This is a genomic window from Hydrogenophaga borbori (assembly GCF_003417535.1).
Classification (GTDB): Bacteria; Pseudomonadota; Gammaproteobacteria; order Burkholderiales; family Burkholderiaceae_C; genus Hydrogenophaga; species Hydrogenophaga borbori.
Window position 1 is genome coordinate 140,562 of sequence record NZ_QVLS01000012.1, and the last position, 24,904, is coordinate 165,465.

At 64.0% G+C, this 24,904-nt stretch carries 20 protein-coding genes and 2 tRNA genes; 13 read left to right on the forward strand and 9 right to left on the reverse strand.

The window, feature by feature from the left end:
- Positions 1 to 38: 38 nt before the first annotated feature.
- Together pgsA and DY262_RS17940 are read left to right on the forward strand one after the other, a co-directional pair.
- Positions 39 to 608, forward strand: coding sequence for a CDP-diacylglycerol--glycerol-3-phosphate 3-phosphatidyltransferase (gene pgsA / locus DY262_RS17935; protein WP_116960452.1), 570 nt, complete (start codon positions 39 to 41; stop codon positions 606 to 608).
- Positions 609 to 657: 49 nt separating this feature from the next.
- Positions 658 to 1,518, forward strand: coding sequence for a DMT family transporter (locus tag DY262_RS17940; protein ID WP_181936562.1), 861 nt, complete (start codon positions 658 to 660; stop codon positions 1,516 to 1,518).
- Here the strand turns inward: DY262_RS17940 and DY262_RS17945 are convergent.
- A complete protein-coding gene (locus DY262_RS17945; protein WP_116960454.1) occupies positions 1,475 to 2,452 on the reverse strand; it encodes a LysR family transcriptional regulator in 978 nt (325 codons plus the stop codon). The genes DY262_RS17940 and DY262_RS17945 overlap by 44 nt on opposite strands.
- A 95-nt stretch (positions 2,453 to 2,547) precedes the next feature.
- On the opposite strand from DY262_RS17945, the gene DY262_RS17950 reads away from it, so the two are divergent.
- The 6 genes from DY262_RS17950 to DY262_RS17975 all read left to right on the forward strand — a co-directional run bounded on the left by DY262_RS17950 (position 2,548) and on the right by DY262_RS17975 (position 8,230).
- The gene (locus DY262_RS17950) at positions 2,548 to 3,633 is read left to right on the forward strand and encodes a tartrate dehydrogenase (RefSeq protein WP_116960455.1); all 1,086 of its coding nucleotides are present in this window, start codon (positions 2,548 to 2,550) and stop codon (positions 3,631 to 3,633) included.
- 272 nt (positions 3,634 to 3,905) lie between these two features.
- Positions 3,906 to 4,178 carry an HU family DNA-binding protein gene (locus tag DY262_RS17955; protein WP_070397700.1) on the forward strand — a complete coding sequence of 91 codons (273 nt, stop codon included), beginning with the start codon at positions 3,906 to 3,908 and terminating at the stop codon, positions 4,176 to 4,178.
- Positions 4,179 to 4,197: 19 nt separating this feature from the next.
- Positions 4,198 to 4,273 (forward strand) — tRNA-Val (locus tag DY262_RS17960).
- A gap of 79 nt (positions 4,274 to 4,352) precedes the next feature.
- The gene (locus DY262_RS17965) at positions 4,353 to 6,275 is read left to right on the forward strand and encodes a SurA N-terminal domain-containing protein (RefSeq protein ID WP_116960456.1); all 1,923 of its coding nucleotides are present in this window, start codon (positions 4,353 to 4,355) and stop codon (positions 6,273 to 6,275) included.
- A gap of 37 nt (positions 6,276 to 6,312) precedes the next feature.
- Positions 6,313 to 6,388: transfer RNA gene (locus DY262_RS17970), tRNA-His, on the forward strand.
- A gap of 114 nt (positions 6,389 to 6,502) precedes the next feature.
- Entirely contained in the window at positions 6,503 to 8,230 is a 1,728-nt protein-coding gene (locus tag DY262_RS17975) for a site-specific integrase (RefSeq protein ID WP_116960457.1), read from the forward strand.
- Positions 8,231 to 8,344: 114 nt separating this feature from the next.
- Here the strand turns inward: DY262_RS17975 and DY262_RS21655 are convergent, their stop codons facing one another.
- Both DY262_RS21655 and DY262_RS21660 read right to left on the reverse strand, forming a co-directional pair.
- Complete coding sequence (locus tag DY262_RS21655; protein WP_147326266.1) at positions 8,345 to 8,581, reverse strand: helix-turn-helix domain-containing protein; 237 nt, start codon at positions 8,579 to 8,581, stop codon at positions 8,345 to 8,347.
- A gap of 216 nt (positions 8,582 to 8,797) precedes the next feature.
- Entirely contained in the window at positions 8,798 to 10,231 is a 1,434-nt protein-coding gene (locus DY262_RS21660) for a hypothetical protein (RefSeq protein WP_147326267.1), read from the reverse strand.
- 1,007 nt (positions 10,232 to 11,238) lie between these two features.
- On the opposite strand from DY262_RS21660, the gene DY262_RS17985 reads away from it, so the two are divergent.
- Complete coding sequence (locus tag DY262_RS17985; RefSeq protein ID WP_116960459.1) at positions 11,239 to 12,900, forward strand: N-6 DNA methylase; 1,662 nt, start codon at positions 11,239 to 11,241, stop codon at positions 12,898 to 12,900.
- On the forward strand, positions 12,897 to 15,878 hold the full coding sequence (locus DY262_RS17990) for an Eco57I restriction-modification methylase domain-containing protein (RefSeq protein WP_116960460.1): 2,982 nt from the start codon (positions 12,897 to 12,899) through the stop codon (positions 15,876 to 15,878). Before DY262_RS17985 ends, DY262_RS17990 begins: the two co-directional genes overlap by 4 nt.
- Positions 15,879 to 16,103: 225 nt before the next feature.
- Here the strand turns inward: DY262_RS17990 and DY262_RS17995 are convergent, their stop codons facing one another.
- The 4 genes from DY262_RS17995 to DY262_RS18010 all read right to left on the reverse strand — a co-directional run bounded on the left by DY262_RS17995 (position 16,104) and on the right by DY262_RS18010 (position 21,019).
- The gene (locus DY262_RS17995) at positions 16,104 to 16,655 is read right to left on the reverse strand and encodes a hypothetical protein (protein ID WP_116960461.1); all 552 of its coding nucleotides are present in this window, start codon (positions 16,653 to 16,655) and stop codon (positions 16,104 to 16,106) included.
- Positions 16,656 to 16,701: 46 nt separating this feature from the next.
- Positions 16,702 to 17,541, reverse strand: coding sequence for a hypothetical protein (locus DY262_RS18000; protein WP_147326268.1), 840 nt, complete (start codon positions 17,539 to 17,541; stop codon positions 16,702 to 16,704).
- 2,168 nt (positions 17,542 to 19,709) lie between these two features.
- The gene (locus tag DY262_RS18005; protein ID WP_116960463.1) at positions 19,710 to 20,303 is read right to left on the reverse strand and encodes a hypothetical protein; all 594 of its coding nucleotides are present in this window, start codon (positions 20,301 to 20,303) and stop codon (positions 19,710 to 19,712) included.
- Positions 20,304 to 20,389: 86 nt separating this feature from the next.
- Complete coding sequence (locus DY262_RS18010; RefSeq protein ID WP_116960464.1) at positions 20,390 to 21,019, reverse strand: hypothetical protein; 630 nt, start codon at positions 21,017 to 21,019, stop codon at positions 20,390 to 20,392.
- Between the two features lie 129 nt (positions 21,020 to 21,148).
- On the opposite strand from DY262_RS18010, the gene DY262_RS22230 reads away from it, so the two are divergent.
- Complete coding sequence (locus DY262_RS22230; protein ID WP_181936555.1) at positions 21,149 to 21,388, forward strand: DNA-binding protein; 240 nt, start codon at positions 21,149 to 21,151, stop codon at positions 21,386 to 21,388.
- 569 nt (positions 21,389 to 21,957) lie between these two features.
- Here the strand turns inward: DY262_RS22230 and DY262_RS18020 are convergent.
- The gene (locus DY262_RS18020; RefSeq protein WP_116960466.1) at positions 21,958 to 22,500 is read right to left on the reverse strand and encodes a carboxymuconolactone decarboxylase family protein; all 543 of its coding nucleotides are present in this window, start codon (positions 22,498 to 22,500) and stop codon (positions 21,958 to 21,960) included.
- A gap of 86 nt (positions 22,501 to 22,586) precedes the next feature.
- On the opposite strand from DY262_RS18020, the gene DY262_RS18025 reads away from it, so the two are divergent.
- Positions 22,587 to 22,853 carry a winged helix-turn-helix transcriptional regulator gene (locus DY262_RS18025; RefSeq protein ID WP_116960467.1) on the forward strand — a complete coding sequence of 89 codons (267 nt, stop codon included), beginning with the start codon at positions 22,587 to 22,589 and terminating at the stop codon, positions 22,851 to 22,853.
- A gap of 118 nt (positions 22,854 to 22,971) precedes the next feature.
- Here DY262_RS18025 and DY262_RS18030 read toward each other — a convergent pair whose 3' ends face one another.
- Positions 22,972 to 23,799: an IclR family transcriptional regulator domain-containing protein gene (locus DY262_RS18030; RefSeq protein ID WP_116960503.1), complete on the reverse strand. Its 828-nt coding sequence runs from the start codon at positions 23,797 to 23,799 to the stop codon at positions 22,972 to 22,974.
- A 110-nt stretch (positions 23,800 to 23,909) separates the two neighbouring features.
- On the opposite strand from DY262_RS18030, the gene DY262_RS18035 reads away from it, so the two are divergent.
- Entirely contained in the window at positions 23,910 to 24,902 is a 993-nt protein-coding gene (locus DY262_RS18035) for a Bug family tripartite tricarboxylate transporter substrate binding protein (RefSeq protein WP_116960468.1), read from the forward strand.
- Positions 24,903 to 24,904: the final 2 nt, after the last annotated feature.

Sequence of the window (24,904 nt, forward strand, 5' to 3'; positions counted from 1 at the left end):
CGTCCTGGCCCGCGCGGACCAGCCCGCATAATCCGCCCATGTTCTTCAACCTCCCCACCCTGCTGACCTGGGCCCGCATCGTGGCGATTCCGCTGATCGTGGGGGTGTTCTACGTGGGCCATCTCGGTCCGGCGGAGCAGAACCTGGTGGCCACCGCCATGTTCATCGTCTTCGCGCTCACCGACTGGGCCGACGGCTATCTGGCGCGCAAGCTCAACCAGACCTCGGCCTTCGGCGCCTTCCTCGACCCGGTGGCCGACAAGTTCCTGGTCTGCGCCAGCCTGCTGGTGCTGGTGCACATGGGCCGTGCCGACGTGTTCGCGGCGCTCATCATCATCGGTCGCGAGATCGCGATCTCCTCGCTGCGCGAGTGGATGGCCATCATCGGCGCCACCAAGAGCGTGGCCGTGCACATGATCGGCAAGGTCAAGACCATGGTGCAGATGATCGCGATCCCTTTCCTGCTGTTCGACGGCCGGCTGTTCGGTCTGATCGACACCCGCCTGTGGGGCACCTGGCTGCTGTGGATGTCGGCCGTCCTCACGGTGTGGTCCATGGTCTATTACCTGCAGAAGGCGCTGCCCGAGATCCGCGCGCGTTCCCGTTGAAAGCGAGCCCGTGAGTCCTCCCGCGACCGACAACGCCTGGCTGCGCGCCATGCCCTGGGTGTTCGTGCTGATCTGGAGCACGGGTTTCATCGTCGCGCGCTACGGCATGCCGCACGCACCGCCGCTGTCCTTCCTGGCGATGCGCTACGCGCTGTCCATCCTGTGCTTCCTGCCGTGGATCGTCTGGGCCGGCGTGAAGTGGCCGGCCAACCGCGCGCAGTGGCTGCACCTGTCGGTCGTCGGCGTGCTCATGCACGCGGGCTACCTGGGCGGCGTGTGGGCGGCGGTGAAGGCCGGCATGGGCTCGGGCCTGTCCTCGCTCATCGTCGGTCTGCAGCCGGTGCTCACCGCCATCTGGCTCAGCGCCGTGGGCGGCGCGCAGGGACAGGTGTCGCGCCGGCAGTGGCTGGGCCTGCTGCTGGGGTTTGCGGGGCTGGTGCTGGTGGTGTCGCGCAAGCTGGTCGACGGCTCGCCGGGCGACCACGCCAATGCGGAGAACCTGTCGTACGCGGTGTTCGCGCTGTTCGCCATCACGGCCGGCACCCTGTACCAGAAGCGCTTCGTTCAGGCCTGCGACGTGCGCACCGCCAACACGGTGCAGCTCATCGCGGCCTTCATCGTCACGCTGCCCCTGGCCCTGCTGGAGTCCGAGCCCATGCACTACACGGGCGAGTTCATCGGCGCCATGGCCTGGTCGGTGTTGGGGCTCACGCTGGGCGGCAGCTCGCTGCTCTACCTCTTGATCCAGCGCGGGGCCGCGGCCAGCGTGGCCAGCCTGATGTACCTGGTGCCGCCGACCACGGCCGTCATCGCCTGGCTGTTGTTTCGCGAGCCGATCACGCCGCTCACGGTGGCGGGCATCGCGGTCACGGCCTTCGGCGTGAGCCTGGTCGTGCGCTCGCCGCGCTGAGCGCCGGCGCGGGCCGCCAGGGCTCGTCGCGGAAGGCCTCGGCCAGGGCGGTCACGAGCAGCCGGATGCGCTTGGGCGACTGCGCCTGCCAGGGCGCCAGCCAGTGGATGTCGGCGTCGCGGTGGCTCCAGGCCGGCAGCACGTGCACCAGCTCGCCGCTGGCGATCTGCGGCGCGATGTCCCACAGGCTGCGCAGCATGATGCCCTGGCCCGCGAGGCACCAGTCGCGCACCAGCTCGCCCGAGTTGCTCGACAGCGGCCCGGCGATGGCCACCCGGCGCAGGGCGGCGTCGCCCTCGTGCTGCAGCGCCCAGTGGTCGTGGCGCCTCGGGTCGGCGTCGGTGTGCTCGCGCACCACCAGGCAGTGGTGCATGGCCAGGTCGTCCAGCGTGTGCGGCGCGCCGTGCACCGCCAGGTAGGCGGGGGCGGCCACCAGCACGCGCCGGTTGGGCGCCAGCCGGCGCGACACCCACTCGCCCGCGCGCTGGTCGGGCGCGCTCCACAGCCACACGGCGCCGTCCAGCCCTTCGGCGGCCAGGTCGGGCAGGCGCTCGGTGAGCTGCAACTGGATGGACACCGCCGGGTGCTTCGCCTGAAAGGCCGCCAGCGCCGGCCCCAGCCAGCGCCGCCCGAAGCCGAAGGTGGCCGCCAGGCGGATCGGCCCGGCGGGCTCGGCCTGGCGCTCGCGCAGCTCGGCCTCCGCCGCCTCGAAGCCGCGCAGCAGCTCGACCGCGCGCAGCGACAGGGTCTCGCCGTCGGCCGTGGGGCTGACGCGGCGCGTGGTGCGCTGGAACAGGCGCACGCCGAGCGAGGCCTCGAGCGCCGCCAGCCGCCGCGTGATGGCCGACGGCGTGAGTCCCAGGGCCTGAGCAGCCTGCGCCAGGCTGCCGTGCTGGCGAACGGCTTGCACCATCTCCAGATCGGCGCGGTCCATGAATTGCTCCTGGCTCAATAATCAATGCACGGATTATTGCGAATGGATTCGTTACAGTGGCGCACCGATTCGACGGCACCACCAGGAGACCCCCCATGAGCAAGCACCGCATCGCGGTCATCGCCGGCGACGGCATCGGCACCGAAGTCATGCCCGAGGGCCTGCGCGTGCTCGAGGCCGCGGCCACGCGCTTCGGCATCGACCTGCAGTTCGACCACTTCGACTTCAGCAGCTGTGACTACTTCGAGAAGCACGGCCAGATGCTGCCCGACAACTGGAAGGACCTCATCGGGGGGCACGAGGCCATCTACTTCGGTGCCGTGGGCTGGCCCGCCAAGGTGCCCGACCACGTGTCCCTGTGGGGCTCGCTGCTGCTCTTTCGCCGCGAGTTCGACCAATACATCAATCTGCGACCCGCGCGCCTGATGCCCGGCGTGGTCGCGCCGGTCGTGCGCCGCGACGGCAGTCCGCGCCAGCCGGGCGAGATCGACATGGTCATCGTGCGTGAGAACACGGAGGGCGAGTACAGCAGCATCGGTGGGCGCATGTACGCCGGTACGCCGCGCGAAATCGTGATGCAGGAAACCGTGATGTCGCGCCACGGCGTCGACCGCGTGCTGCGTTACGCCTTCGAGGTGGCGCGTTCGCGGCCCAAGAAGCACCTGACCAGCGCCACCAAGAGCAATGGCATCGCCATCACCATGCCGTACTGGGACGAGCGCGTGGCCGAAATGGCGAAAGAGTATCCAGATGTGACGGTGGACAAGTTCCACATCGACATCCTCACCGCGCATTTCGTGCAGCGGCCCGACTTCTTCGACGTGGTCGTCGGCAGCAACCTGTTCGGTGACATCCTGTCGGACCTGGGGCCGGCCTGTACCGGCACCATCGGCATCGCGCCCAGCGCCAACCTCAACCCCGACCGCACCCAGCCGTCGCTGTTCGAGCCGGTGCACGGCTCGGCGCCGGACATCGCGGGCAAGGGCGTCGCCAACCCCATCGGACAGATCTGGTGCGGCGCGATGATGCTCGACTTCCTGGGCCACCGCGAGGCGCACGACGCCGTGCTGCGCGCCATCGAGGCCACGCTGGAGCCCAACAGTGGTGCGCCGCGCACGGCCGATCTGGGCGGGCGCGCGGGCACGGCCGACGTGGGCCGCGCGATCGCCTCGCTCCTCTGACCGCTGATCTCGCCGACGCGCCGATGCCCCAGGCGAAGGAGGCCTGTGTGGGGCATCTGCGTCTAGAATCGCCGCTCGTGTGGCCCATGGGCCTCGGCGCCCGATGTCTTGTTGACACGCGCCGCGGCACATGGGTCTAATCGTTCGGCGCATGGATTCCGGCACTTCCGCCAGGGCCTGCGCTCCCGGGCAGACACCGGCCGGCCCCCGCGGCGGCCGTCGCACCCGGCCCAATACACGCTTCACCCAATCCATTTCAAGAGGGGCTCTTCGTGAACAAAACCGAACTCGTCGAACACATCGCCAAGCACGCCGACATCTCCAAGGCCGCTGCGACGCGTGCTCTCGACTCCACCATCGCCGCCATCCGCACCACGCTCAAGAAGGGCGGCACCGTTTCCCTGGTGGGCTTCGGCTCGTTCGGCGTGAGCAAACGTCCCGCTCGCAAGGGCCGCAACCCGCGCACCGGCGCCGAGATTAAAATCAAGGCCGCCAAGGTGCCGAAGTTCCGCCCCGGCAAGGCACTGAAGGACGCGGTCAACTGACCTGGCCATTCAAGTACATGGGTGCTTAGCTCAGTCGGTAGAGCGGCTCTCTTACACGGAGTAGGTCGGCGGTTCGACCCCGTCAGCACCCACCACAAAAAGGCGAACCCGGGTTCGCCTTTTTTGTTGTCCCTCAGAATCCGGCACTCGACCCGCCACCTCAAGGACGTTCGCATGTTCGATTCCATTCGCGATCACAAGAAGTACCTCATGGGCTTCCTGCTGATCCTGATCATTCCCTCCTTCGTGCTCTTCGGGGTCGAGGGTTACACCCGGTTCAGCGAGGGTGGCGAAGCGGTGGCCACGGTCGATGGCAAGAGCATCAAGCGCACCGAGTGGGAGCAGGCGCACCGCCAGGAATCGCAGCGCTTGCGCGAGATGATGCCGACGATCGACCCCGCCATGCTGGACTCCGACGAGGCGCGCTACGGCACGCTGGAGCGCATGGTGCGCGAGCGCGTGCTGGCCGCCGCCGCGCAGAAGCTGAACCTCTACACCAGCGACCAGCGCCTCGCGCGCGAGTTGCAGTCCAACCCCACCATCGCCGCCATGCGCCGCCCCGACGGCAGCCTCGACGTCGAGGCCTACCGGCAACTGCTCTCGCGCCAAGGCATGACGCCCGAGATGTTCGAGGCATCCGTGCGCGCCGACCTGTCGCAGCGCCAGGTGTTGCAGAGCGTGCAGGACAGCGGCTTCGCCGGCAGCGCGATGGCGCGGATGTCGCTCGATGCCTTCTTCCAGAAACGCCAGGTGCGCGTCAAGACCTTCGCGGCCAAGGACTTTGCCTCGCGCGTGGCGCCAAGCGACGCCGACATCGAGGCCTTCTACAACCAGAACCAGGCGTTGTTCCAGGCCACCGAGCAGGCCGACATCGAGTACCTCGTGCTTGACGCCGCGGCGCTGGAGCAATCGGTCAAGCTCAACGAGGCCGACCTGCGCGCCTACTACGAGCAGAACGCCGCGCAGCTCAGCGGGGCCGAGGAGCGCCGCGCCAGACACATCCTGCTGAGCGTGCCCCCGGGCGCCACGCCCGAGCAGAAGGCGGAGATTCGAAAAAAGGCCGAGGAACTGCTCGCCAAGGTCAAGGCCGATCCCTCCAAGTTCGCCGAACTGGCCAAGGCCCATTCGCAGGACCCGGGCTCGGCTGCGAACGGCGGAGACCTCGACTTCTTCGGTCGCGGCGCCATGGTGCCGCCGTTTGAGCAGGCCGTGTTCTCACTCAAGAAGGGCGAAATCTCCAACTTGGTCGAGAGCGATTTCGGCCTGCACATCATTCAGCTCACGGACATCAAGGCGCCACCCAAGCGCTCGTTCGAGGAACTGCGCCCGCAGATCGAGGCCGCGCTGCGCAAGCAGCAGGCCCAGCAGCGCTACGCCGAGTCGGCCGACAGCTTCACCAACCTCGTCTACGAGCAGCCCGATTCGCTCAAGCCCGCCGCGGAGCGCCTGAACCTCACGATCCAGACCGCCAAGGGCCTGCACCGCGTGCCGGCCCCTGGTGCCCAGGGCGTGCTGAGCAACCGCCGCCTGCTCGAAGCCCTGTTCGCGCCCGAGTCAACCGCCAGCAAGCGCAACACCGAGGCCATCGACACCGGCAGCAACCAGCTGGTGTCGGCGCGCATCGTGGAATACCACCCCGCGCGCACCCTGAGCCTGGCCGAGGTGCGCGACGATGTGCGCGCCCGACTGGTCGCGCAACGCGCCGCCGAACTGGCCAAGCAGGAGGGCGAGAAGCAGCTGGCGGCCTGGAAGGGCGGTGCCGATGCGGGCGCGCTGGGCGCCGCGGTCACCGTGTCGCGCGACGCCCCGCTCGACCTGGATCCGCGCGTGCTCGACGCCGCCCTCAGCGCCGATCCCAAGGCCTTGCCGGCCTGGGCCGGCGTGAACCTGGGCGAGCAGGGCTATGCCGTGGTGCAGGTCAGCCAGGTGCTGCCGCGCGGCGAGGTGAACGCCCAGCGCCTGGGCCAGGAAGTGCAGCAGGTGTCGCAGTGGTGGTCGGGCGCCGAAGGCCTGGCCTACTACGAGACGCTCAAGGCCCGCTACAAGGCCAGCATCAAGGTGCCCAAGCCCGGCGCGGCCACCGTGGCCGCGCGCTGAAGCGCTTTCCAGCTGAGGCTATAATGCGCGGCTTGCGGTGGCTGTAGCTCAGTTGGTAGAGTCCAGGATTGTGATTCCTGTTGTCGTGGGTTCGAGTCCCATCAGCCACCCCAAAATTCGTTAAAGCACCGGTAAGTGCCTGATTTCTTAGGGAATCAGGCACTTTTCGCTTTAAGTGCCGGCAGCACTTGCTACACGGCCTGTGACACAACCATGTGAATCAGGCAATGAAAGCAATATCCGAGCACATCTATGAGCGCGGCAAGCACGCCACCAAATACGTGCGCCGCCGCATCCCCGCCGCCCTCCGGTCGGCATACCCCAGTCACCAGACGCACATCGTTCAAAGTCTCGGTACGTCGGACCTTCGCGAGGCCAAGGCACGCGCGCATGCCGAACTCGCGCGCATCGACGCCGAATTCACCTCCAAACGTCAGAAGCTTGACCTTAGTTGTGCCTCCATGGCGGCCAAAAGGGTCAGCAAGCTTTCGGACGAGCAGTTGCGGTCGGCTGGGCGATTCTGGTCTCAGCAGGTCCTGCTGACCGACGAGAAGCGGCGAGAGCAGTGTCTGGACGACGAGGAGTTCGACGAACTCGGTGAACAGTTGACCAAACAGCGGGTCGAACTGGGGCGGTTGCTTGCGCAGGGCAAGACCCAGGACATCTATCCCGCCATGCACGGGTTCTTGTATTTATGCGGCCTGGATTTCAACCCTGAGGGAGAGGATGCAAAGCGGGCTTGCTACATTTTTCTCCGCGCAGTCGTCGAGACCCTCGACCATCAACTCGCGCGCCAGCGAGGGGAGATTGTCGACACGGCCAAGGTCGTGCCGGCGGCCGAGCATCCGCTCTGCACGGTGGCCCCCGAGCGAGCGCCCGGGAATGCGAATGGGGCGACCTGGGATAGCGTCTTCGAAAAGTGGCGAGACCACGTCGATAACCGTCCGAAATCGACGACCATCGCGGCCCAGACGCCCTGGCGTGACCTGCGACGGTTCGCCGCGGCTCACAACACCATGTCACCCGATGCGGTCACGCCACGGTTGATGACGGATTTCGCGCAGTCTATGCGCGACCGCGAGCTGGCCGTCGACACCATCAACGAACGCATCTCGAAAATCCGCGCCATCTACAAGATTGCCGTGGGACGGCATCTGCTGGACGTCAATCCGGCGGCTGACACGCTGGGTTTCAAGGAAAACAGTGCCCAGCGACGCCGCAAACGGCGCTTGCCCTTCGATGAGGGTGACTTGAGCACAATCTTCGGGTCGGAGATTTACACAGCGCACAAACGTTCGCGAGGGCAGTCCGGCGAAGCAAGCTACTGGATACCGCTGATGATGTTCTACACCGGCGCCCGCCCCGAGGAACTGTGCGGACTGGCGTTGAGCGACCTGCGCCAGCATTCTGACGATGGCTGGTACTTCGAACTGCTTGACCGCCCGACGAACGAAGACCACGACCTGTTCGATGAAGAGGTGCCCGCAAGCCACCGTCGCACGCTCAAGAACGGCGCATCCCAACGGCGGGTCCCCGTCGCAAAGGAGCTCATCGAGCTGGGTCTGTTGCGGTATGTCGAGCACCTGCGAGCACGCAAAGAGACGGTACTTTTTCCAACGTTGGCCAAAGATTGGCACGGCAAGCTCGGCGGCGCGTTCTCGAAGTTTTTTGGGCGCGAACTGCGGGCGCTCGGCATCACCGACAGTCGCAAGGTGCTCTACTCGTTCCGGCACACAATGAAGGACATGCTGGAGAAGGCCGGTTTTAAGACGAAGTACCTCCAGCGATTCCTCGGGCACACGTCTGGGGATGGCGTTGTGACCGACGGGTACGGCTCGGACCTGCCATTTGACCTGATGTTGGAGCAGTTCAAGCGAGTCAGATTCCCGGCCATTCCGGCGCTGCCGTGGGAGCCGGGTCGCGGAGCTACTAGTCAACGGCGAAAGACGAAGTGACGGCGCTTTCGCAGACCGCACCCTGCGACTTGCGCGATGTGCGCATCAACTGATGAGGCACTTTCCGGTCGTACTGCGTCGCGTCGAAGACGCTGCGCGAACGGGGCAACCTCCTCAAACGATGAGTGCTTCCACGCCCTTGGACTCAAGGAGTTGCAGCAGTCGAGCGGCCGCACCGCTTGGGCGCTGACCGACGGAGGCGGATTCCCACTTATGCACCGTCGAAGCGCTCACCCTCATGAACGAAGCAAAGACGGCCGGGCTCATCTTTGCGACTTGGGTTCTGATTCGTTGGATGTGCTCGGGGGAGTAGTGCGGCGGCTTCTCGAACAACGGTCTGGTGTGCGTCATGTCGGTGGGTTACACAAGGTCACGAGGGCGTGCTCACCACACGGCCGAAGGGCGGGGTGTCGCATGAGGATTGTGAGGCTTCGCGCTGGTCCGTGAGCTCGGCTCCGCGCCCACCCGAAGGACACTGAGGGGTTGTGGTGGAGCCTGCCTGTTCTATGGCGCTCCCGTCTGCCGGCTACGCCACTCCCCCATATGTAGCCACACACTTGAGCCAGCTCAAGCGCCAGTCGATTTTTGGGTGTAACGCTTGGCGCTGGCGAGACTGATTCCGAGCGCCTGGGAAATCTGCGTGTTACTCAGTCCATCGGCTCGCAGTTGCTGAGCTGCCTGACGCTGCTGCGCAGCGTTTTCCAAGTACTGTTCACGAGGTTGCATCCCCTGTGCGCGCCGGGCTGACCGCTGCCGCTCCGTGTTCCGCCGGGTTGCCTCGGCCTTGCTGATGATGGTCTGCATCTGTCTCTCTTCGTCGGGCGTGATGGCCAAGCGTTCAAGAAGCGTACTGTTTCTCCAGCGGTACTTCGGGGAAACCTTCATGCCATCGAACTCGACCGTCTGCCCTGCTGCGCAAGCTCGTGCGCGCGACAGCGCCGACGTGGTGGAGGAGAGCAGCTCTTCGTGCGACCAACCCGGTGCGAACTCGTCTCGCAGCGCAATGAGTTCTGGCAAGACCTCGTGCATTGGGCAGCAGTCGCCGAGGAAGCAAGCCGCGAGGAACAGGAACATGTTCCTGTGCCCGGACGGGATGCCTGCATAGGCGTGTGTTGGCCAGCGGAGCTCCTTGAGTCGTCGCAGGTCTGCGAGTCGGTCCCACGCAAGCTTGTGCCCCTGCAACTGGCGCAGGCAACCTGCCGTCGAAGGGCCACCCAGACCAGCTGCGCGCCGGGCCTTCTCAACAGCCGCTGCTGCGGTGGTGGCTGCGTCACGGTCCCCGGAGGCTGTCGCCCGAGCCAAGCGTTCCTGGACGATGTCCGCGCGTGCTCGAGGCAGCACGGTGTCCGCGAACACGTCGAAGTCATAGCCCACGATTCCTGATGGCAGCAACGCGCCGCCCAGAGTCGGCGTTCGGCACTCGTGGACGAGGCGGACTACCTTGCCTGAGCGCGAGTTTGTCGAGCCTGTGAGCCGTAGTACGCGCGCGGAGTCCATGGCCGCGAAGTCGGCCCCCAACCTTTGCAGGGCAGAGCACAGTTGAAGCTGAACGCGCTCCCAGCGTGGTAGCGCAGCGCGCGGTGCAGGAGACTCGAACAGCCACTTCGCTTGGAGCCCTCGGCCGGAACTCACCACGAGGCTTGGCGGCGGAAGGGATTGGTCGATGCATTCAACAAGTAGAAGTTGGAGCAGGTGTTCGGGTGTGTGGTTTTCGAGGTGTGCGAGCTTGTACGTGTCGAGGTCGACGTAGCACAGCGGCATTCGCCACAGATTGACCCTGCGCCGATTCGGCCTGAAGAACTCGCACTGCGACAGCCAGACGTCAGGCTGTCCGTGCCAGCGGCTCAGGTTCGATTCAAGGTCGACCAGCTTGAAGGATGCTTGCCGCGTCTTGCCGTGCTCTTTCGAGAGGACCGACACGAAGCCGCCTCTCTGTGCGTCGTGGTAGTGCAGGGGCTCGTCGTAGCCGACGTCCCCCATGAGTTGCAATGAAGTCGTCATCGCCAGGGCTCCGCAAGGCGGATAAATGGCGATACCTATGCGTTGCTGTAGTCATCTTTATCCGCCGCGCCCCTGCCTCCCTGCCGACCAAAGCTGGAGCCAGGGGCGCATACTTTGGGCCACCCCCATGGCGGCCCCATGCCACCTATAGCGAACGGCGGTTTATTTTGCGGAGTGGAAATGTTCCAGGGTGAGAAGGGGAATCTCGTCGTCGGTGGGCATGCTACCGTTGAGCCGAGAGGGTAGTAGGGTCGTCAAAGGACGAGTGCTGCCACACCCTTGGATTCGACGAGCTGCAGCGGTCGGGCGGTCGCACCGCTTGGGCGCCGACCAACGGACGCTTACCACCGTCGTCACACTGACCCTGATGAGGGATGCGAAGCCGGTCAGGCTCAGCAGTCTTTTATTCCTGGCTGCGGTCAACGGGCTATGAAGGTGGCCGGCAGAATGGCACTCCCTGTTGAGAGACCGCTGGGCGCGCTTGTACAAATGGCCCGGCTACGCAATTTTGTGGGAAGAGAGGGCTCAACACACCCGCGGCCGACCTTTTGCGGACCAGCGGGTCTCATGGTGCAGACCTGGGAGTGACCAGTTCAGTTTGAGGAGGAGAAGCGGGAAGTGCGAGTCCGAATAGCGTGGCTGCGCGTGGCGTTTGACAGCACCATCGCGCCTCAAAGCATACGGCCGGCTCTCGGCGCCAACCGCCGCCTCTTTGTGCAAGGCCCTGCGCATTGAGGGTAAGCAGAACCTCGTCTCGCTCCAACCCTACCAGGGTCCAGTCGAAGCTCACCCGAAGGATAGATTTGAAGCCGAAAACGGAAAAGACGTGCCGACTGTGACCATCAGCTTCGGTTTCGTAACTCCTGGCTCATGTTCATCTAAACTCGTGCATTTGACGGAGCGAGCGCGCCTCTGCTGGAGGGATAACGGACGTGAAGAAACACGGCGCCTAAACAGCACATAAGGTGGCCGCAACGGTGCGGCTTTGCCGTCTTACGCGCGCGTGTATGAATTTCAAAGAGAACGAGACCGAAGACAAGCTCCGTGGCGGCTACTACACGCCGCCTGATGTCGCCCGTTTCCTGTCGCGGTGGGTGCTCTGCGCCCAGCCCGAAAGCATCCTCGAACCAAGCTGCGGGGACGGTGCGTTCTTCCGTGCGCTAAATGGCCTGAGCACCTCCAAGCTGGCGGTGACTGGCGTGGAGCGACTTGCTGGCGAGGCGGCGAAGGCGCGGAAAGCAGCAACTGCATTGAAGTTGCGCTCGGCACAGGTCGTACGGGCGGACTTCCTGCAATGGGCCCACGAGCGGCTTGACGCCGGGGCGTCTTTCGACGCAGTAACCGGCAATCCACCATACATCCGCTACCAGTACCTGGACGAAGAGGACCAGCGGCTGTCAGAGCAGCTCTTTGCGCGCTTCTCCCTGGCCTTCACGAAGCACACTAACGCCTGGGTGCCGTTCGTGATTGCTTGTGTCGCGCTCCTTTCTCCCGGCGGGCGCCTCGCAATGGTCATTCCGTCGGAGCTGATGCACGTCCTGCACGCAGGCTCGTTACGCAAGTTCCTTCTCGAGCAGTCGCGACGGGTGCTGATGGTCGACCCAAACGAACTTCTATTCGAAGCAGCCCTGCAGGGAACTGTGCTCCTAATGGTCGAAAAGAAGGCGACTTCTTCTGACCAGTCGGAGGGCGTCGCCATCCACGCGGCCCCGGACAACTCGTTTTTGAACGGTGACCCGGAACAGCTGTTTCGAACAGCAAAGTACGTAAGCGGCGGCGTTCTGAACGGAAAGTGGATGAAGGTGCTGCTCGAGCCGGCGGAGCTGGCGGTTTTCGAGAAGGCCGAGGCGCTGCCCTCTGTCAAGCGATTCTGCGACGTTGCGACGGTCGACGTCGGTATCGTCACTGGCGCGAACAAGTTCTTCCTGGTCGACGACAACACCGTCGCTCAGTACGGCCTCGAGAAGTTCGTAAGGCCGATGTTCGGCCGCAGTGAGCACTGCCCCGGCGTGGTCTACGACCAAAGGGTACATGAGGCAAATCGCCAGCGTGGGCTCCCTACAAACTTCTTCTCCATCGCGAAGGACGCAAACGTCGCGCGATTGCCAAAGCGAGTTCGCGAATATATCCAACTCGGCGAGTCGCAGAAGCTGCATACCCGCTACAAGTGCCGCGTTCGGAGCCCCTGGTTCAGCGTGCCGTCGGTTTACGCTACCCCGATTGGGCTTCTTAAACGCTCTCACAACTATCCGCGTCTAATCTTAAACCCGCTGGGCGCGTACACGACGGACACGGCCTACCGCATAACGCCGCTGCCAGATGGACCGGCGGCCGGGAAGCTGGTGTACTGCTTCATAAACAGTCTCACAGCCTTGACTGCGGAGCTTGAGGGACGTCACTACGGCGGCGGCGTCCTTGAACTCGTTCCCAGCGAAATTGAAAAACTGCTTGTTCCACTTCCGGCGGTGCGACCCAACCTGGCGAAGCTTGATGAAGCTGTTCGGGCAGGAACCTGCCCGCTACAGCTCCTCAAAACGCAAGACGACAAGGTGCTTACGGCTGCAGGCCTCACCCAAGATGAGGCTGAACTGCTGCGTCACGCACTCATTCGGATTCGCAGTCGCCGACATCGACTCCTAGGCGAGGTGGCTGTGAGGGACGGCGAGTGACGACGCCGGCCCGGCTCCTTGACCTCGTGGCGCGATTTGCTGCCGACGAGACAAAGCTCATGGCATCAGCTTCCGGCTATCAAGAGACGGAGGCACGGGTCGAGTACATCGACCCATTCCTTGAGCTCCTGGGTTGGGATATGGCGAATGCCCAAGGACTACCCAACAACCTCAAGGACGTTCTGCGGGAAGAGTCGCAGGAAGGCGATGGTGGCCGGCCAGACTATACGTTCCGCATCGCATCGGCCAAGAAGTTCTTCGTAGAGGCTAAGAAGCCCTCTATCGATATAACAACCAACAAGACGGCAGCCTTCCAGGCTCGTAGCTACGGGTACACGGTGGGACTGCCCGTGTCCATACTAACGAACTTCCGGACGCTTCGAATCTACGATTCACGACTGGAACCCAAGTCCACCGACGACGCAGACGTGGGACTTCTGGACAGCATCAGCTATGCGGAACTCCCTGCTCGCTTCAATGACTTGGTCGCCCGCTTTGGCCGGACCGCTGTAGCGAACGGCTCAATCGACAGTTTCTACGGGAGCACAACCGACGGGACTCTCGCCGTAAGCGCGAAGTTTCTGGCGCGCATCAACGGCTGGCGCGTCCGCCTCGCGAACGAGCTCCATGGGCGGTATCCCGGCCTGACGGTTAACGAACTTAGCGACTTGGCTCAGAAGGTGGTCAACCGCATCATCTTCTTGCGCATGTGCGAAGACCGCGGCATCGAGGTGCGCGAGACTCTGCGGAAAGTCGCGGGGAAGAGGAGCGTCATTGAGCTGCGGACGTTCTTCAAAAAGCTGGATGACCGGTATAACACCGGGCTCTTTGACGTTGCCGAAGACCGGCTGCAGGACCAGTACGAACTCAATGCGACGTTGTTCCACGACTTCGTTGAGGAAGTCTATTCGCCTGCGTCGCCCTACAACTTTGCCGTACTGGACGCGGACTTTTTGGGGCAGGTGTATGAGCACTTTCTGGCCAGGCGTCTCGAGCTTCTCGACGACGGAAGCATTTGCCTGGTACAGAAGCCCGCCTACGAAGACCGAGAGATTGTCACCACTCCGCAGCCGCTGGTCGAGGAAGTCATCCAGCGCGCATTCGACGCCCGGTTTGCAGCCGCGCCGGTGTCGACCTTTGAGGAGCTCTGCGCCGTCCGAGTCCTGGACGTCGCCATTGGCTCTGGCCGATTCCTGTTGCATGCCCTGGATAAGCTGGCCAACACCGCCATCAGTCTGCTGCTCACGGGGAACCCCAAGGACAAGCGAATCTACAAAGCCTCGGCGAATGAATTCAGACTGAGGTTCGAGGCAAAGCGGCAGTTGCTGGAGAAGTGCCTATTCGGGATAGATGTTGATTTCAACGCGGTGGAAGTCGCCAAGTTTAGCTTGATGGTGAAGCTCCTGGAGGACGAAACGGCAGAGACGCTTCCTGCTGAAAAGCGAATCCTTCCTGACTTGAATGGAAATGTTGTTTGGGGCAACACGGTGGTGGGGACGGATTTCGTTGGACCGCCTGCTGCGCGCGAGGAGACGGCGCCCATTGACTGGGAGGACGAAGGGCTCCCGTCCGAGTTCGACGTTGTCATCGGCAACCCGCCGTACGTGACAACCGATGACATGAGGACGGCGAATCGCAGGGAGTTTGACTACTACAAAGCGAAGTACACCAGCTGCCACAAACAATTCGACAAGTACTTCGTGTTCATCGAGCGGGCACTTCGTGCACTGGCGCCAGCGGGCACCGTTGGTCTGCTGGTACCGAACAAGTGGCTCACCATCGAATCGGCGAGCAAGTTGCGCAAGCTCATGGCCGACAAAATGGCCGTGCGTGAGGTTTTGGACTTCGGCAATGAGTCGCTGTTCGCAGGTAAGTCAGCGTACGTCTGCATCCTGATACTGCAGCCTGGCGTAGCCGAGTTCTGCTATCGCAACATCCACAAGCAGGCCGAGTTCGAACTTGACCCCGCAGGCAAGGGGTACGTCCAACCGGGTGCCGTCTTGAGCGCACTCGGAGAGTCTGCATGGGTTCTGCCCGGGACGCTGGAGGAGCACACGGTGCTCTCCATGCTGTACGCCAGCGGCCGCAAGCTAGGCGACCTTGTCGAAATAAAGAACGGGGTTCAGACAAGCAAGAATAGCGTGTTTGTCATCTCAAACTACACGGACACCGGGCGCACGGTCCTTTTCCAAAAGGAGGGTGCCCAGTGGGAGCTTGAGAAAGCGCTGACACGCCCGTACGTGGCTGACTCGGGGCAAGTGAAGTCCTTTGGCGAGATTCAGGCCGACTCCCTAGTCGTCTTTCCTTACGCCGTGGGCCCTAGCGGCACGCCCCAGGTCATGGCGCCGGCCTACCTAGAGAAGAACTTCCCCCTAGGCTGGGCTTACTTGCGGCACTACCGTGCCACCTTGGAAAAGCGCGACGTGTCTCCGCCACCACCAGCTGGGGTTTTCTATGCGTTCGGTCGCCACCAATCGCTGGAGACAGTCTTCACCCGTCCGAAAATCATCTACTCGGTTAACCAGACCGGTGACAAGTACGCGTTCGACACGGTCGGAGTCGCGGTGGCGTCCGGCGGCACCGCAGGCGAGGTCATGGTGCTAAACCCTCGCGACGGCTACTCTCTTGAATTCGTCATGGGCCTGCTGAATCAGCGTGTTATTGAGTACTTCCTGCGCAAACGGGGAAGCCCGTTCCGAGGCGGGTACTACAGCAGGGGAAGTGCGGTTCTGGCGGACGTTCCTGTCCCTGCACTTGATTTGGCCGGGAATGCCGCTCATGCGGCCGCTCACTCTGCCATCGTCCAGGACGTCCGCGACATCATGGCGTTGAAGGCGTCGTTGGCCCGCGCAACTGGGCGCGCCGTTATACAACTGCAGCGCCGGCTCCATGCAGCGGTGACCTCGCTTGAACAACGGTTTGACGCTCTTTGGGGCTTCACCGGCCAAGTCGAACTGATTCGCCTCCCTGGCGAATAGGCCTGCCGCGTACTCGAGTTGCTCGCGACAGGTTGGCTGAGGCAGGGCGCGACCCCGCCGCCGACGAGCGCTGGACGAGGTCGAAGACCACGTCCTAGTGTGGGAGGCAGTTTTGAACTCAAAATTGAGCCGCCGTTGGGCGTGGCATGTGGGACGAACATGCTGTGGTTTCGTGGCGTCGTCAAAATCAGCAGCGATGGGAACAGGCATCTACATGGGCGCCTATCACGAGGTTTTGGTGCTCGACGCTGAGCTACTCTCTCGAGGTGTCTCACCCTGCCTTTCGAGCCGTCGCTGCTTAACGAAGCCTTGCTTCTGCCCCGCGGCTTGGACCGCTTCGAAGGCGATACGAACGGCCTTGTACTGAACCTTGAGTTCGCCCGTGGATTCGCCCACTTCCGACGGCACGCTTTCAATTGCCTGGGCCAGAGCAGAGAGCGCGTCGGTGGCGCACGTCCATAGGCTCTGCGCACGGTCCTGTGTCCGTTCCTGCGCACGAAGCTCATCGGCGAGCTGTTCGCGTAGCGCGAGCCTGCGCTTCGGTCCCTGGGACGTTCCGTGCAACGCGAGCCAGGCACGGATGAGCTCGTAGTCGGCGCACCCTAGTTGCTCACCTGCTTTGAGCTGAACCTCCTCGTGGAGATAGTCGGGGTCGGCATTCGCGGATACGGTCCCGACGTAGGTCGTCACGCTGCGCTTGGCTGTCTTGCAGTAGCGATAGCGGACCAGTTGAGCGCTGCGGCGGTCCTTGTCGGCTTTGATGCGAAGGGTGGGCATGTGTAGAACCAATGGGTTGTCGTTGTCGGGGGGTGACGTGCGGCTCTCACTCGTCTTGGGTCGAGGTGCACAAGCTGCGCAGGGAAGCTGGAGGCGCGTCATAGACTTTCATCCGCACCATCAAGGGCAGTTGCTGCGTCAGGGTCACCTTGAGGCTGGGGAGCTGCCCAGCGGCATCGCCGTAGCGCTCCGCCATGCCAGGATGCAGATGAAGCCAGGAATCTCGTCGACGCGCCCATTGCTTTCGGGCGAAGCGGTGCAGCTCAAGCACTTGATTGCGAACGCCGCTGAACAGGGGGCGGTGACGTTGAGCCGCCAGCAGGCCTCGAAGACCCCAGGCTGAAGCGCCCTCGGTGCCGAAGGCCAGTCGTGCGCATTCCTCTTCGACCGCGGCTTGCAAGGCTGTCACGGCATCCCCGCGCAGCTTCCACGTCCAAGTCGAAGTCTGGGAGGGCTTCTCATGCGCAGCTCCGCGTTCAGGGCTCTGCGGCTCTCCGACGACGCCCGAGTCGCCGTCCTTGCATTTGTAGGGAACCAGAGGCTTCGTCGCGTACATGAGCACGTAGTCGTCGACTACCACGTGTCCTGCTTTGCTGTCCGCGTGACGAGCAACCTGCGCGTCGGGGCTCACCGGGTCGGCCAGTCCACCTTTGCCCGACGTTGAGACGAGCCACCATTGCACGTTGTCGCCGACTGCCGGCCTGACCAGCAACTGAACGCACGCCAGTCCCCGCTTGCGGTCGTAGGACCGCTGGCGGGCATTGCGAGTGAGCGGGTAGCGCTTGCTCATCTTCTCGGCGAAAACCGCGAGCTTGTCTTTGCGCACCGTGCCACCGCACCAGTAGCGGTACCGCTCGCGGCCCACGAGGAGCTGAAGCAGTTGCATCAATGCGGTCTGCGACCTCGGGACGGGGAGGTCCAGAACGGAGAGGGGCTTGAAAGCGAGTGTTTTGTCTTTGGGCATGCGACGTATAGAGACGCCGCTCCAGTCGATGCGGTCTGTTGACACGGACGTGTCAACAGACAATGAGCCCATTACTACCGGGCCCCCGTCGGCCGATACGGCCGACGGGGGCCCGGTAGTGCGATGGCTCGCGGTTGAGCCATTGCGCGGTCCCCGACCACGGGGGCCGCCGCTTTGCCGCGGCATACGGCGGCAAAGCGAGCTGTCGACCGCGCGTGGAGCGCGGTTGGGGCGGCTCGACGTGGGCGGCATACGGCGCAGTCGGTGCCGCCTGTGCCTCGCGCCGCCCGGCCGTCTGCAGCGGCGTCCGCGCGGCATGCCGCTCACGCGGAGGCGGCAGGGTGGCCGGTCAGGGCCCCGACCCCGGCCGAAGTGCGTCGCTAGACGATGTAGGACTACTGTGATGCATCACCACATCGCACAAGGTCAGCGGCACGCCAATGCTGCTTCGCAAACGTTCATCGTCTTGTGAGCAACGTCGGCGCCACCGACCTTGCTCATGTCTTATCAGTTCCTTCCGGCGTTCAGCGATTTACCACCGCTGCCGCAGCGCGTGATGCGTCCCAAAAAGGCGCCCGTCACGTGTCGGAAGGGGGGTGGGGAGTAATCCCGAGGGGCTCAGGCCTCTCGGAGTAATCCCCCACCTCTACTTCATCGAGCCGGCGTGAAAGCGCCGGAGCAGCCTGGCACTGACCTGCCAGATGAATCAGTGCGATTCGGAAACGGACGGTGCGCGGTAACAAGCGCACCAGGGGCAGAAATGCCTGTGACCATTGGATTCATCACCCAATGCGAGCTCCTGATTTGTTGAATGCGGTATGACGGGGATGCGCTTTGCATCGTCGTTGAAGTCCGCCGTCGGCGCGCTACCTGTGACCCTGGAAAGGCACAGATGCGCGACGAAAAGCCCCCACGTAGACAGGCAGGGCAGCTGCGAGGCCACAAGGACATCAGTCCTTGGGTCGAAGCCTGCAGGGCCGGACATGAAGTCGAGAAGGAATCGACGGAGGAGTCTGGCACGGGAGCAGAGGATGAACAGGGTCGCGCCTGGAAGTCCTTTGCCTCGCCGAGAGCAAAAGCGTGTAAGTGCCGGTGACGGCATGGGGAGAGTAAGAACCAGCTAGGGCCTGAAGTGCCTGGAATTCCTGGAAATGAACTGAGAACACAGCCTCGAGTAACCATCCGCTTAATGGGTTCGGGATGGGGAAAACGGGAGATGCGCCCGAAAGCTGTGCAGTTCGTGAGGGACTGGTGGTCTGCTCGTCAAACTCAACGGGTCTAACGAAGACGAAATGGCCGGCGGTCCGCGGAAATTGGTACCCGCGGAAACCAACGGCTATGAGACAACTGCTCACAACGAAGGTCGGGCCGGCAGCAATGCTGGGACAGTCCCGAGATGTCACCTGAGTGTGCGGTTGAGCGGCCGGCCCCCTGGCGGGGTGCCGAGTCGGAACAGAACTGATGGGATGTGATGAACGAGAGCCCGGGTGGTACCGGGCTCGAGAGGAACCGATGGCTGTGGCGGCCATCGACCGAACCTGTTCATGCCTGCTAGACACCCGGCGCGGTTGGCGCTGCGCTGGGTGATGGCATGGGCAGGTGGACGAAACCAGGGGAGGCACCTTGGTGAATCGTCTGTGGGGATAGAGGAAAGCGCATGCGGCTTGCTGCATGCAACGAGGCTCGCGCCTCGCCTTTATTCTTGATTCGGGAGCCGGCGGTCTAACCGCCGCCGGCTCTTCTTTCAGGACTGGAGGGAATCGCGGTCAACGCCCGAAGGGGCCCCACCAAAAGGTGGGGCCTTTGGTCGCTTTTGCGGAAGAAAGAGGGCCAATCGCTGTCTTAGCCACCTGCGGGCCAGAAATGTGCCGGCTTCCATAGTTATAAGACCTGACAATAATTTTTTATAAGACCCATCGTCCGTCGAGAGAGCGACGTGCGAACCGACAGGAGGGGCCTCTCGCGCTGCGGCGCCGGAGCTCGCACATGACGCTGGTGCGTGCTCCGGCGCCGCTGGCCGTCCGCCAAAGAAATAAGGCGCCCGTAAAGGCGCCTCTCGAATCAAGCCAAGCCAAGGCTCGGCATATCAATCAGTGGCTGTCGTCGGCGACCATCTGGGCAATGTCGGGGACGACGAGGCCAACATGGGCTTCCGTGACCTGAAACGCTGGCAGGCAGCTCTCAATTGCCAGAGGCTCAAGCAGGGCTGCACATTGGAACTCCAGAGCACCTGCAAGTTCGACCCTGCGCAAGGGGGAAGCTTGCGCAACCACCCGCCGCAGCTCGGCGGGGTCGGGGATGTCACAGCGCGCGACGAATTGCGCAGTTTGCCTGAGCTCTTCGATTTCCAGCAGCCAGGTGAGCTCGCCCGCGGCAATGAGGTGCTCCAGCCAGGCATGCGTAGTCCTGTCCAGCAGCGGAACCGCGGTGCGCAGTTGAAGCCCGTCGGACTGGAGCGTTGCGACCGCCATGCAGCCGCCGCATGGCAAGGGATAGATGTTGAAACGACGCGCGATATACGCGGTTCGGTCCTCGAAGCGCTGCACGACGGCATCGGGCAACGCTGCGTGGAACATGTACGGGGGCAAGCTCGGGCGCTGCTTGAGTCCGGCTGCCTCCGTTTGGGACTGCTGAGGGGTCAGAATCCGCGCCAGGTGAAGACGCTGGCTGAGGGTGGCGTGCACAAGTAAATCCTTTCTATCTGTAGTGGCCTGCACTGCGTGTAGCTACGGCGTGCAGACCGCCGTAGAGCAAGCGCACCCCCGCGCCGTCAGTTGTGCAGCGCCAAGAACCTGGCCATCTCGTGCGGGTAGACGGCATCCGGCACCCCCTTGACCATGGGCTGAGGCTGCAGGCACCCGTGCGCCCAGTAGTCCGCTTGCAGCGCTTCCGGAAGGTCCGAGACGCGGCAGTAGGAGCGCTGCGCCTTGACGTGGGCCGGCGGCATGGAAGTCTTGGCCGTCGCGAACGCCGGCTCCCGCGGGCGTTGCAGCATGAGCATGGCGAGTTGCCACGCCGTCACGGCACGGCGGCCCAGGGGTTCCCATTCGCCAGACTCGTCGTGCATGTCTTCATAGACGCGCCAAGCTGTGTGGGCAACAAGCACGCGGGAGCCTCTGCGCACCGAAACCTGAGCGGTACCCATCGACTTGCGGACGTCCAGCCGCGGGCTGCTGTCTCGCGCGAGCGTCGTTGCAAGGCAGTGCACGACAACCTGCGGAACGGTCAGTTCCCATGTGAAAGGCATCTCGCAGGTGGACGTGACGGAGGGCTCGCCGTTGCCAAGGGCAAGCTCGGTGGCAAGGCGCGGTGCGTGGGTTGTTCCGACGTTGCGAATGGACCCGGTGCGCGTGACGCTCCGGCGCATCTCGTCCGTCAGTTGAAGTTTGAGGTTGAGCATCGGCCGGCGATGGTCCGTGCTTCGACCGGTGGGCGCAACTGCTTTCGATTACGAAATTCCCGGGCGCCCGGCCGACAGGCGATTGCTACACGCGGTGAGGTCGACATCAACGACCGCATGAGGCAATCGATGGAAGAGAAAGGCGCGCCACCACGACGGGGGCGCAAAGGTATTACGCGCGAGGACGTTCGGCGGGCTTGCGAGGCGCTGAATGCTCAAGGGCGTCAAATAGGCCCCACCAACGTGCGACTGGAACTGGGTAGAGGCAGCTACGGGACCATCGTCCGGATTCTTCGCGAACTCGGTTCCGTAGGCGCCGGCAAGCGCCGCAGTCGCACGGCGCTCCCGCTTGCTGCCGAGCCGTTCTGACTATTTTGTTCACCGCGACCCTCATTTCGAGGGTCGCGTTTTGCGCATGTTCAAGCGGAGGCTGTCTTCGGCGCACCCACGCTATCGACAAAGGCCTCTGCGCTGTTACACTGGCTGTGACACAGAGCCGTGTAGCAGGATGCGACTCGCCTTGGAGCGCGGAGCGAATTTTTGTGGCCGGTGGTCTCCCATCAGCCACCCCACCCTTTGAACCCCAGCATTCATGCGGCCTCCAGGCTGGTGTGGGTGCATGCTGGGGGTGCACGATAAGAGCCTCGCTGACGCGGGGCTTTTTCGTTGTGGCGGTGCGTTGAATCCCGTAGGCGACAAGCGAGGCCCGATGATGGCTGAGGCACTGGTGCTGGCTCGCCGTCATGGCCTGCTCGGAATGCCCTGCTTGATCGAGCGGCTCAGTTGGGTCGACTCCGCCAGGCCCTGCGCACACCTGCGCCCCGTTGCGGACGCCGATACCTTGTGGCAAAGGACGCGCACTGAGAAAGCCCACCCCCGGGGGCTTCAAGAGCCGGACGCGAAGGAAGCGCTGTCGGTAGGCCCTCCCCGTACTCCGTTCACACCGGGAACCGCGCCCCGATGGATTCCAGCGGCAGCCGCAGCCCGTTGGTGAGGTAGCTGACGGTCCGGTAGAACCCGGCGAGCATCAGCAACTCCATGATGGCGTTCTCGTTGAACCGCTCCTGCAGCTCCTGCCACAGGCCGTCGTCGATGTCGCAGGTTTCGTGGAGCGCATCGCAAAGGCGAATCAGCACACGGTCCTCGGGGGTCCAGCAGGCATCCTCGGCGGTGCCCGCAGCGGTCGAGTGGACCTGCTCGGGAGTCAGTCCTGCGTGTTGCGCGAAGGCCGTGACATGGACTCCCCACTCGTACTCCGATCGACATAGGGCGGTGGTCCGGTGGATGACGACCTCTCGTTGGCGGATGGTCAAGTTGCCTTTGTCGAGCAGCCCTCCCGCGAAGAACTTCTTGGCGAGGCGCGAGTCACGGGCCAGCGTGGCGAAGAGGTGAAGCGGGGGCTGCCCTTTCATCGTGCGGTCGATGATGGTGGCGACCTCGGGCTCGAACGGCGGAACGGCGGGGGCTACTCGCGTGGGCATGGCGTCTCCAGAGTTGCTGTATATTTTAAAGCATGGTACCTCGCATCGGCTCCCCCGCTCGCGGCTCTAAGTCTGGGCGTCCCATCATGGTCGCGCTCGACCTTCTGGGGCGGCGTACGGCGCTGCGCATCCTGTGGGAGCTGCGCGGAGACCCGTTGACATTCAGGGCGCTACAGGACGCATGCGAGACCAACTCGCGCTTGCTGAACACGCGGCTCGCCGAGTTGAAGGAGGCGGGGCTCGTGGAGCACGTCGCTGGGGGCTATCAACTGACTGCAGAAGGCCGGAAGCTGGGAGTGGCCCTTGAGCCGTTGACCTCATGGGCGACGGGCTGGGCGCGAAGACAGACGTAGCTGCCGCACCTGGCCTCGACCTGGGCTGCAGTCAAGCTGCACAGTTCCTGTTCGCGGGCCCCTGTGAAGAGGCCCAGGCTGATGAGGTCGGGGACGCAGCTGTGCGTAGGCCGCCGCTTCACAACAGCGCCGGAAACTTCTGCTTCGCGCGCTCCAGCTCGGGCAACAGCTTGTCCATGATGGCCGGAATGTCCATTCGGCTCGTTGCCACCGACAGGCTCATGGCCGCGATGGTGCGGCCTCGGCGGTCGAGTATGGGCACCGCGATCGAGCGCAGGCCGATCTCCAGTTCCTGGTCGCACAGCGCGTAACCCTGGCGCTGCGCCAGCTCCACTTGTTGCATCACCTTCGGCAGGCTGGTGATGGTTTTGACCGTGAGCGCGGGGCGGCCCATGCGGCTGAGCATGAAGCGCACCGCGTCGCGCGGCTGCCCGGCCAGCAGCACGCGCCCGGTGGCGCTGGCGTAGGCCGGCAGGCGCGCGCCCACGCCCAGTCCCACCGATAGGCTGCGCCGGTGCGTGGCGCGGGCCACGAACACCGAGTCTTGCGAATCCAGTACCGCGATCGAAGCCGATTCCTTCGTGCGCTCGGCGGTGGTTTCCAGGATGGGCTGGGCCAATCGCGTGAGCGCGTCCGACACCACGAAGGCAGAGCCCAGGCGCAGCGCGCGCGCGGCGAGCTGGAACTGACGGCCGTCCTGCGTGGCGTAGCCCAGGTGGCACAGGGTATGCAATGAACGGCGCACCGACGCCTTGGTGTGGCCTGTGACGTCGGCCAGCTCGGTGAGCGTGGCCCCGCTGCGCAACTGACCGAAGGCTTCGATGATGGCCAGCCCTTTTTCCAGCGCCATGACGTAGTCGCGCTCGCCGCGTTCGGCGCGTTCATCCGTTTCATGGCTCGCGCCGTCGGCAGGGGTGTCAGGAGAGGGTTTGGGTGAAGTTCGCATGGCGCACATTTTGTTCGAATTCGTTGATGTGCATCAAGTGCGCGCCTAGACTGCGCCGCCGTGCCGGTGTTTGGCCGCCACGTTCTGCCCACCCCCAGTAGAGGAATGACATGAACTCCCCACGAATCACGCGACGCGCGCTGGCCGCGGCGTCGGTCGCCGCCGGCCTCAGCGCCGTGCTGCCCTTCAACGCGCAGGCCCAATCGGCAGCGGCACCCAAGGTGCTGCGCCTGGTGGTGCCGTTTCCGGCCGGTGGCACGGCCGACGTGCTACCGCGCGTGCTGGCGGAGAAGATGCGCGACGCCTATCCCGCCGGCATCGTGGTGGAGAACCGCACCGGCGCGGGCGGCAACATCGGCGGCGAGTTCGTCGCGCGCGCCGAGCCCGATGGCAGCACCTTGCTCGTATCGCCCCCGGGCCCGATCGCGATCAACCACCACCTCTACAAGTCCATGCCGTTCGACCCCACCAAGTGGGTACCGGTGACCGTGGTGGCCACGGTGCCCAATGTGCTGGGCGTGTCGAACCGACTGCCCGTGACCAACCTGGCAGAGTTCATCGCCTACCTCAAGGCCAACCCCGACAAGGTGACCTATGCCTCGCAAGGCAATGGGTCCACCTCGCACCTGACCGCCAACCTGTTCATGCAGCTCACGGGCACGCGCATGGTGCACATCCCCTACCGCGGCACCGCGCCCGCGCTCACGGACCTGGTCGGTGGCCAGGTCGACGTCTTCTTCGACAACATCGCGTCGTCGGCCCAGTACCACCAGGGCAAGCGCATCAAGGTGCTGGCCGTGGCCGACAGTCGCCGCTCCAAGGCCTTGCCCGACGTGCCGAGCTTTGCCGAGCTCAAGTTGCCCGACATGCAGGCCGTGACCTTCTTCAGCGTGGTGGCGCCCGCCGGCACGCCCGACGCCGTGGCCCAGCAGGTCCAGAAGCATTTCGCCGAAGCCATGGCCTTGCCCGACGTGCGCGAGAAGTTCGCCGCCCAAGGCGCCGAACCCGGTGGACAGACGCCCAAGCAGACGGCCGCCTTCATCAAGGCCGAGTCAGACAAGTGGGCCCGCGTGATCAAGACCGCCAACGTGACCCTCGAGTAATG

What these genes read in the sequence shown, in the direction of transcription:
- pgsA (WP_116960452.1), top strand. Translation starts at nt 39, where the DNA reads ATGTTCTTCAACCTCCCCACCCTGCTGACCTGGGCCCGCATCGTGGCG.
- DY262_RS17940 (WP_181936562.1), top strand. Translation starts at nt 658, where the DNA reads ATGCCCTGGGTGTTCGTGCTGATCTGGAGCACGGGTTTCATCGTCGCG.
- DY262_RS17945 (WP_116960454.1), bottom strand. Translation starts at nt 2,452, where the DNA reads ATGGACCGCGCCGATCTGGAGATGGTGCAAGCCGTTCGCCAGCACGGC.
- DY262_RS17950 (WP_116960455.1), top strand. Translation starts at nt 2,548, where the DNA reads ATGAGCAAGCACCGCATCGCGGTCATCGCCGGCGACGGCATCGGCACC.
- DY262_RS17965 (WP_116960456.1), top strand. Translation starts at nt 4,353, where the DNA reads ATGTTCGATTCCATTCGCGATCACAAGAAGTACCTCATGGGCTTCCTG.
- DY262_RS17975 (WP_116960457.1), top strand. Translation starts at nt 6,503, where the DNA reads ATGAAAGCAATATCCGAGCACATCTATGAGCGCGGCAAGCACGCCACC.
- DY262_RS21655 (WP_147326266.1), bottom strand. Translation starts at nt 8,581, where the DNA reads ATGACGCACACCAGACCGTTGTTCGAGAAGCCGCCGCACTACTCCCCC.
- DY262_RS21660 (WP_147326267.1), bottom strand. Translation starts at nt 10,231, where the DNA reads ATGACGACTTCATTGCAACTCATGGGGGACGTCGGCTACGACGAGCCC.
- DY262_RS17985 (WP_116960459.1), top strand. Translation starts at nt 11,239, where the DNA reads ATGAATTTCAAAGAGAACGAGACCGAAGACAAGCTCCGTGGCGGCTAC.
- DY262_RS17995 (WP_116960461.1), bottom strand. Translation starts at nt 16,655, where the DNA reads ATGCCCACCCTTCGCATCAAAGCCGACAAGGACCGCCGCAGCGCTCAA.
- DY262_RS18000 (WP_147326268.1), bottom strand. Translation starts at nt 17,541, where the DNA reads ATGCAACTGCTTCAGCTCCTCGTGGGCCGCGAGCGGTACCGCTACTGG.
- DY262_RS18010 (WP_116960464.1), bottom strand. Translation starts at nt 21,019, where the DNA reads ATGCTCAACCTCAAACTTCAACTGACGGACGAGATGCGCCGGAGCGTC.
- DY262_RS22230 (WP_181936555.1), top strand. Translation starts at nt 21,149, where the DNA reads ATGGAAGAGAAAGGCGCGCCACCACGACGGGGGCGCAAAGGTATTACG.
- DY262_RS18020 (WP_116960466.1), bottom strand. Translation starts at nt 22,500, where the DNA reads ATGCCCACGCGAGTAGCCCCCGCCGTTCCGCCGTTCGAGCCCGAGGTC.
- DY262_RS18025 (WP_116960467.1), top strand. Translation starts at nt 22,587, where the DNA reads ATGGTCGCGCTCGACCTTCTGGGGCGGCGTACGGCGCTGCGCATCCTG.
- DY262_RS18030 (WP_116960503.1), bottom strand. Translation starts at nt 23,799, where the DNA reads ATGCGAACTTCACCCAAACCCTCTCCTGACACCCCTGCCGACGGCGCG.
- DY262_RS18035 (WP_116960468.1), top strand. Translation starts at nt 23,910, where the DNA reads ATGAACTCCCCACGAATCACGCGACGCGCGCTGGCCGCGGCGTCGGTC.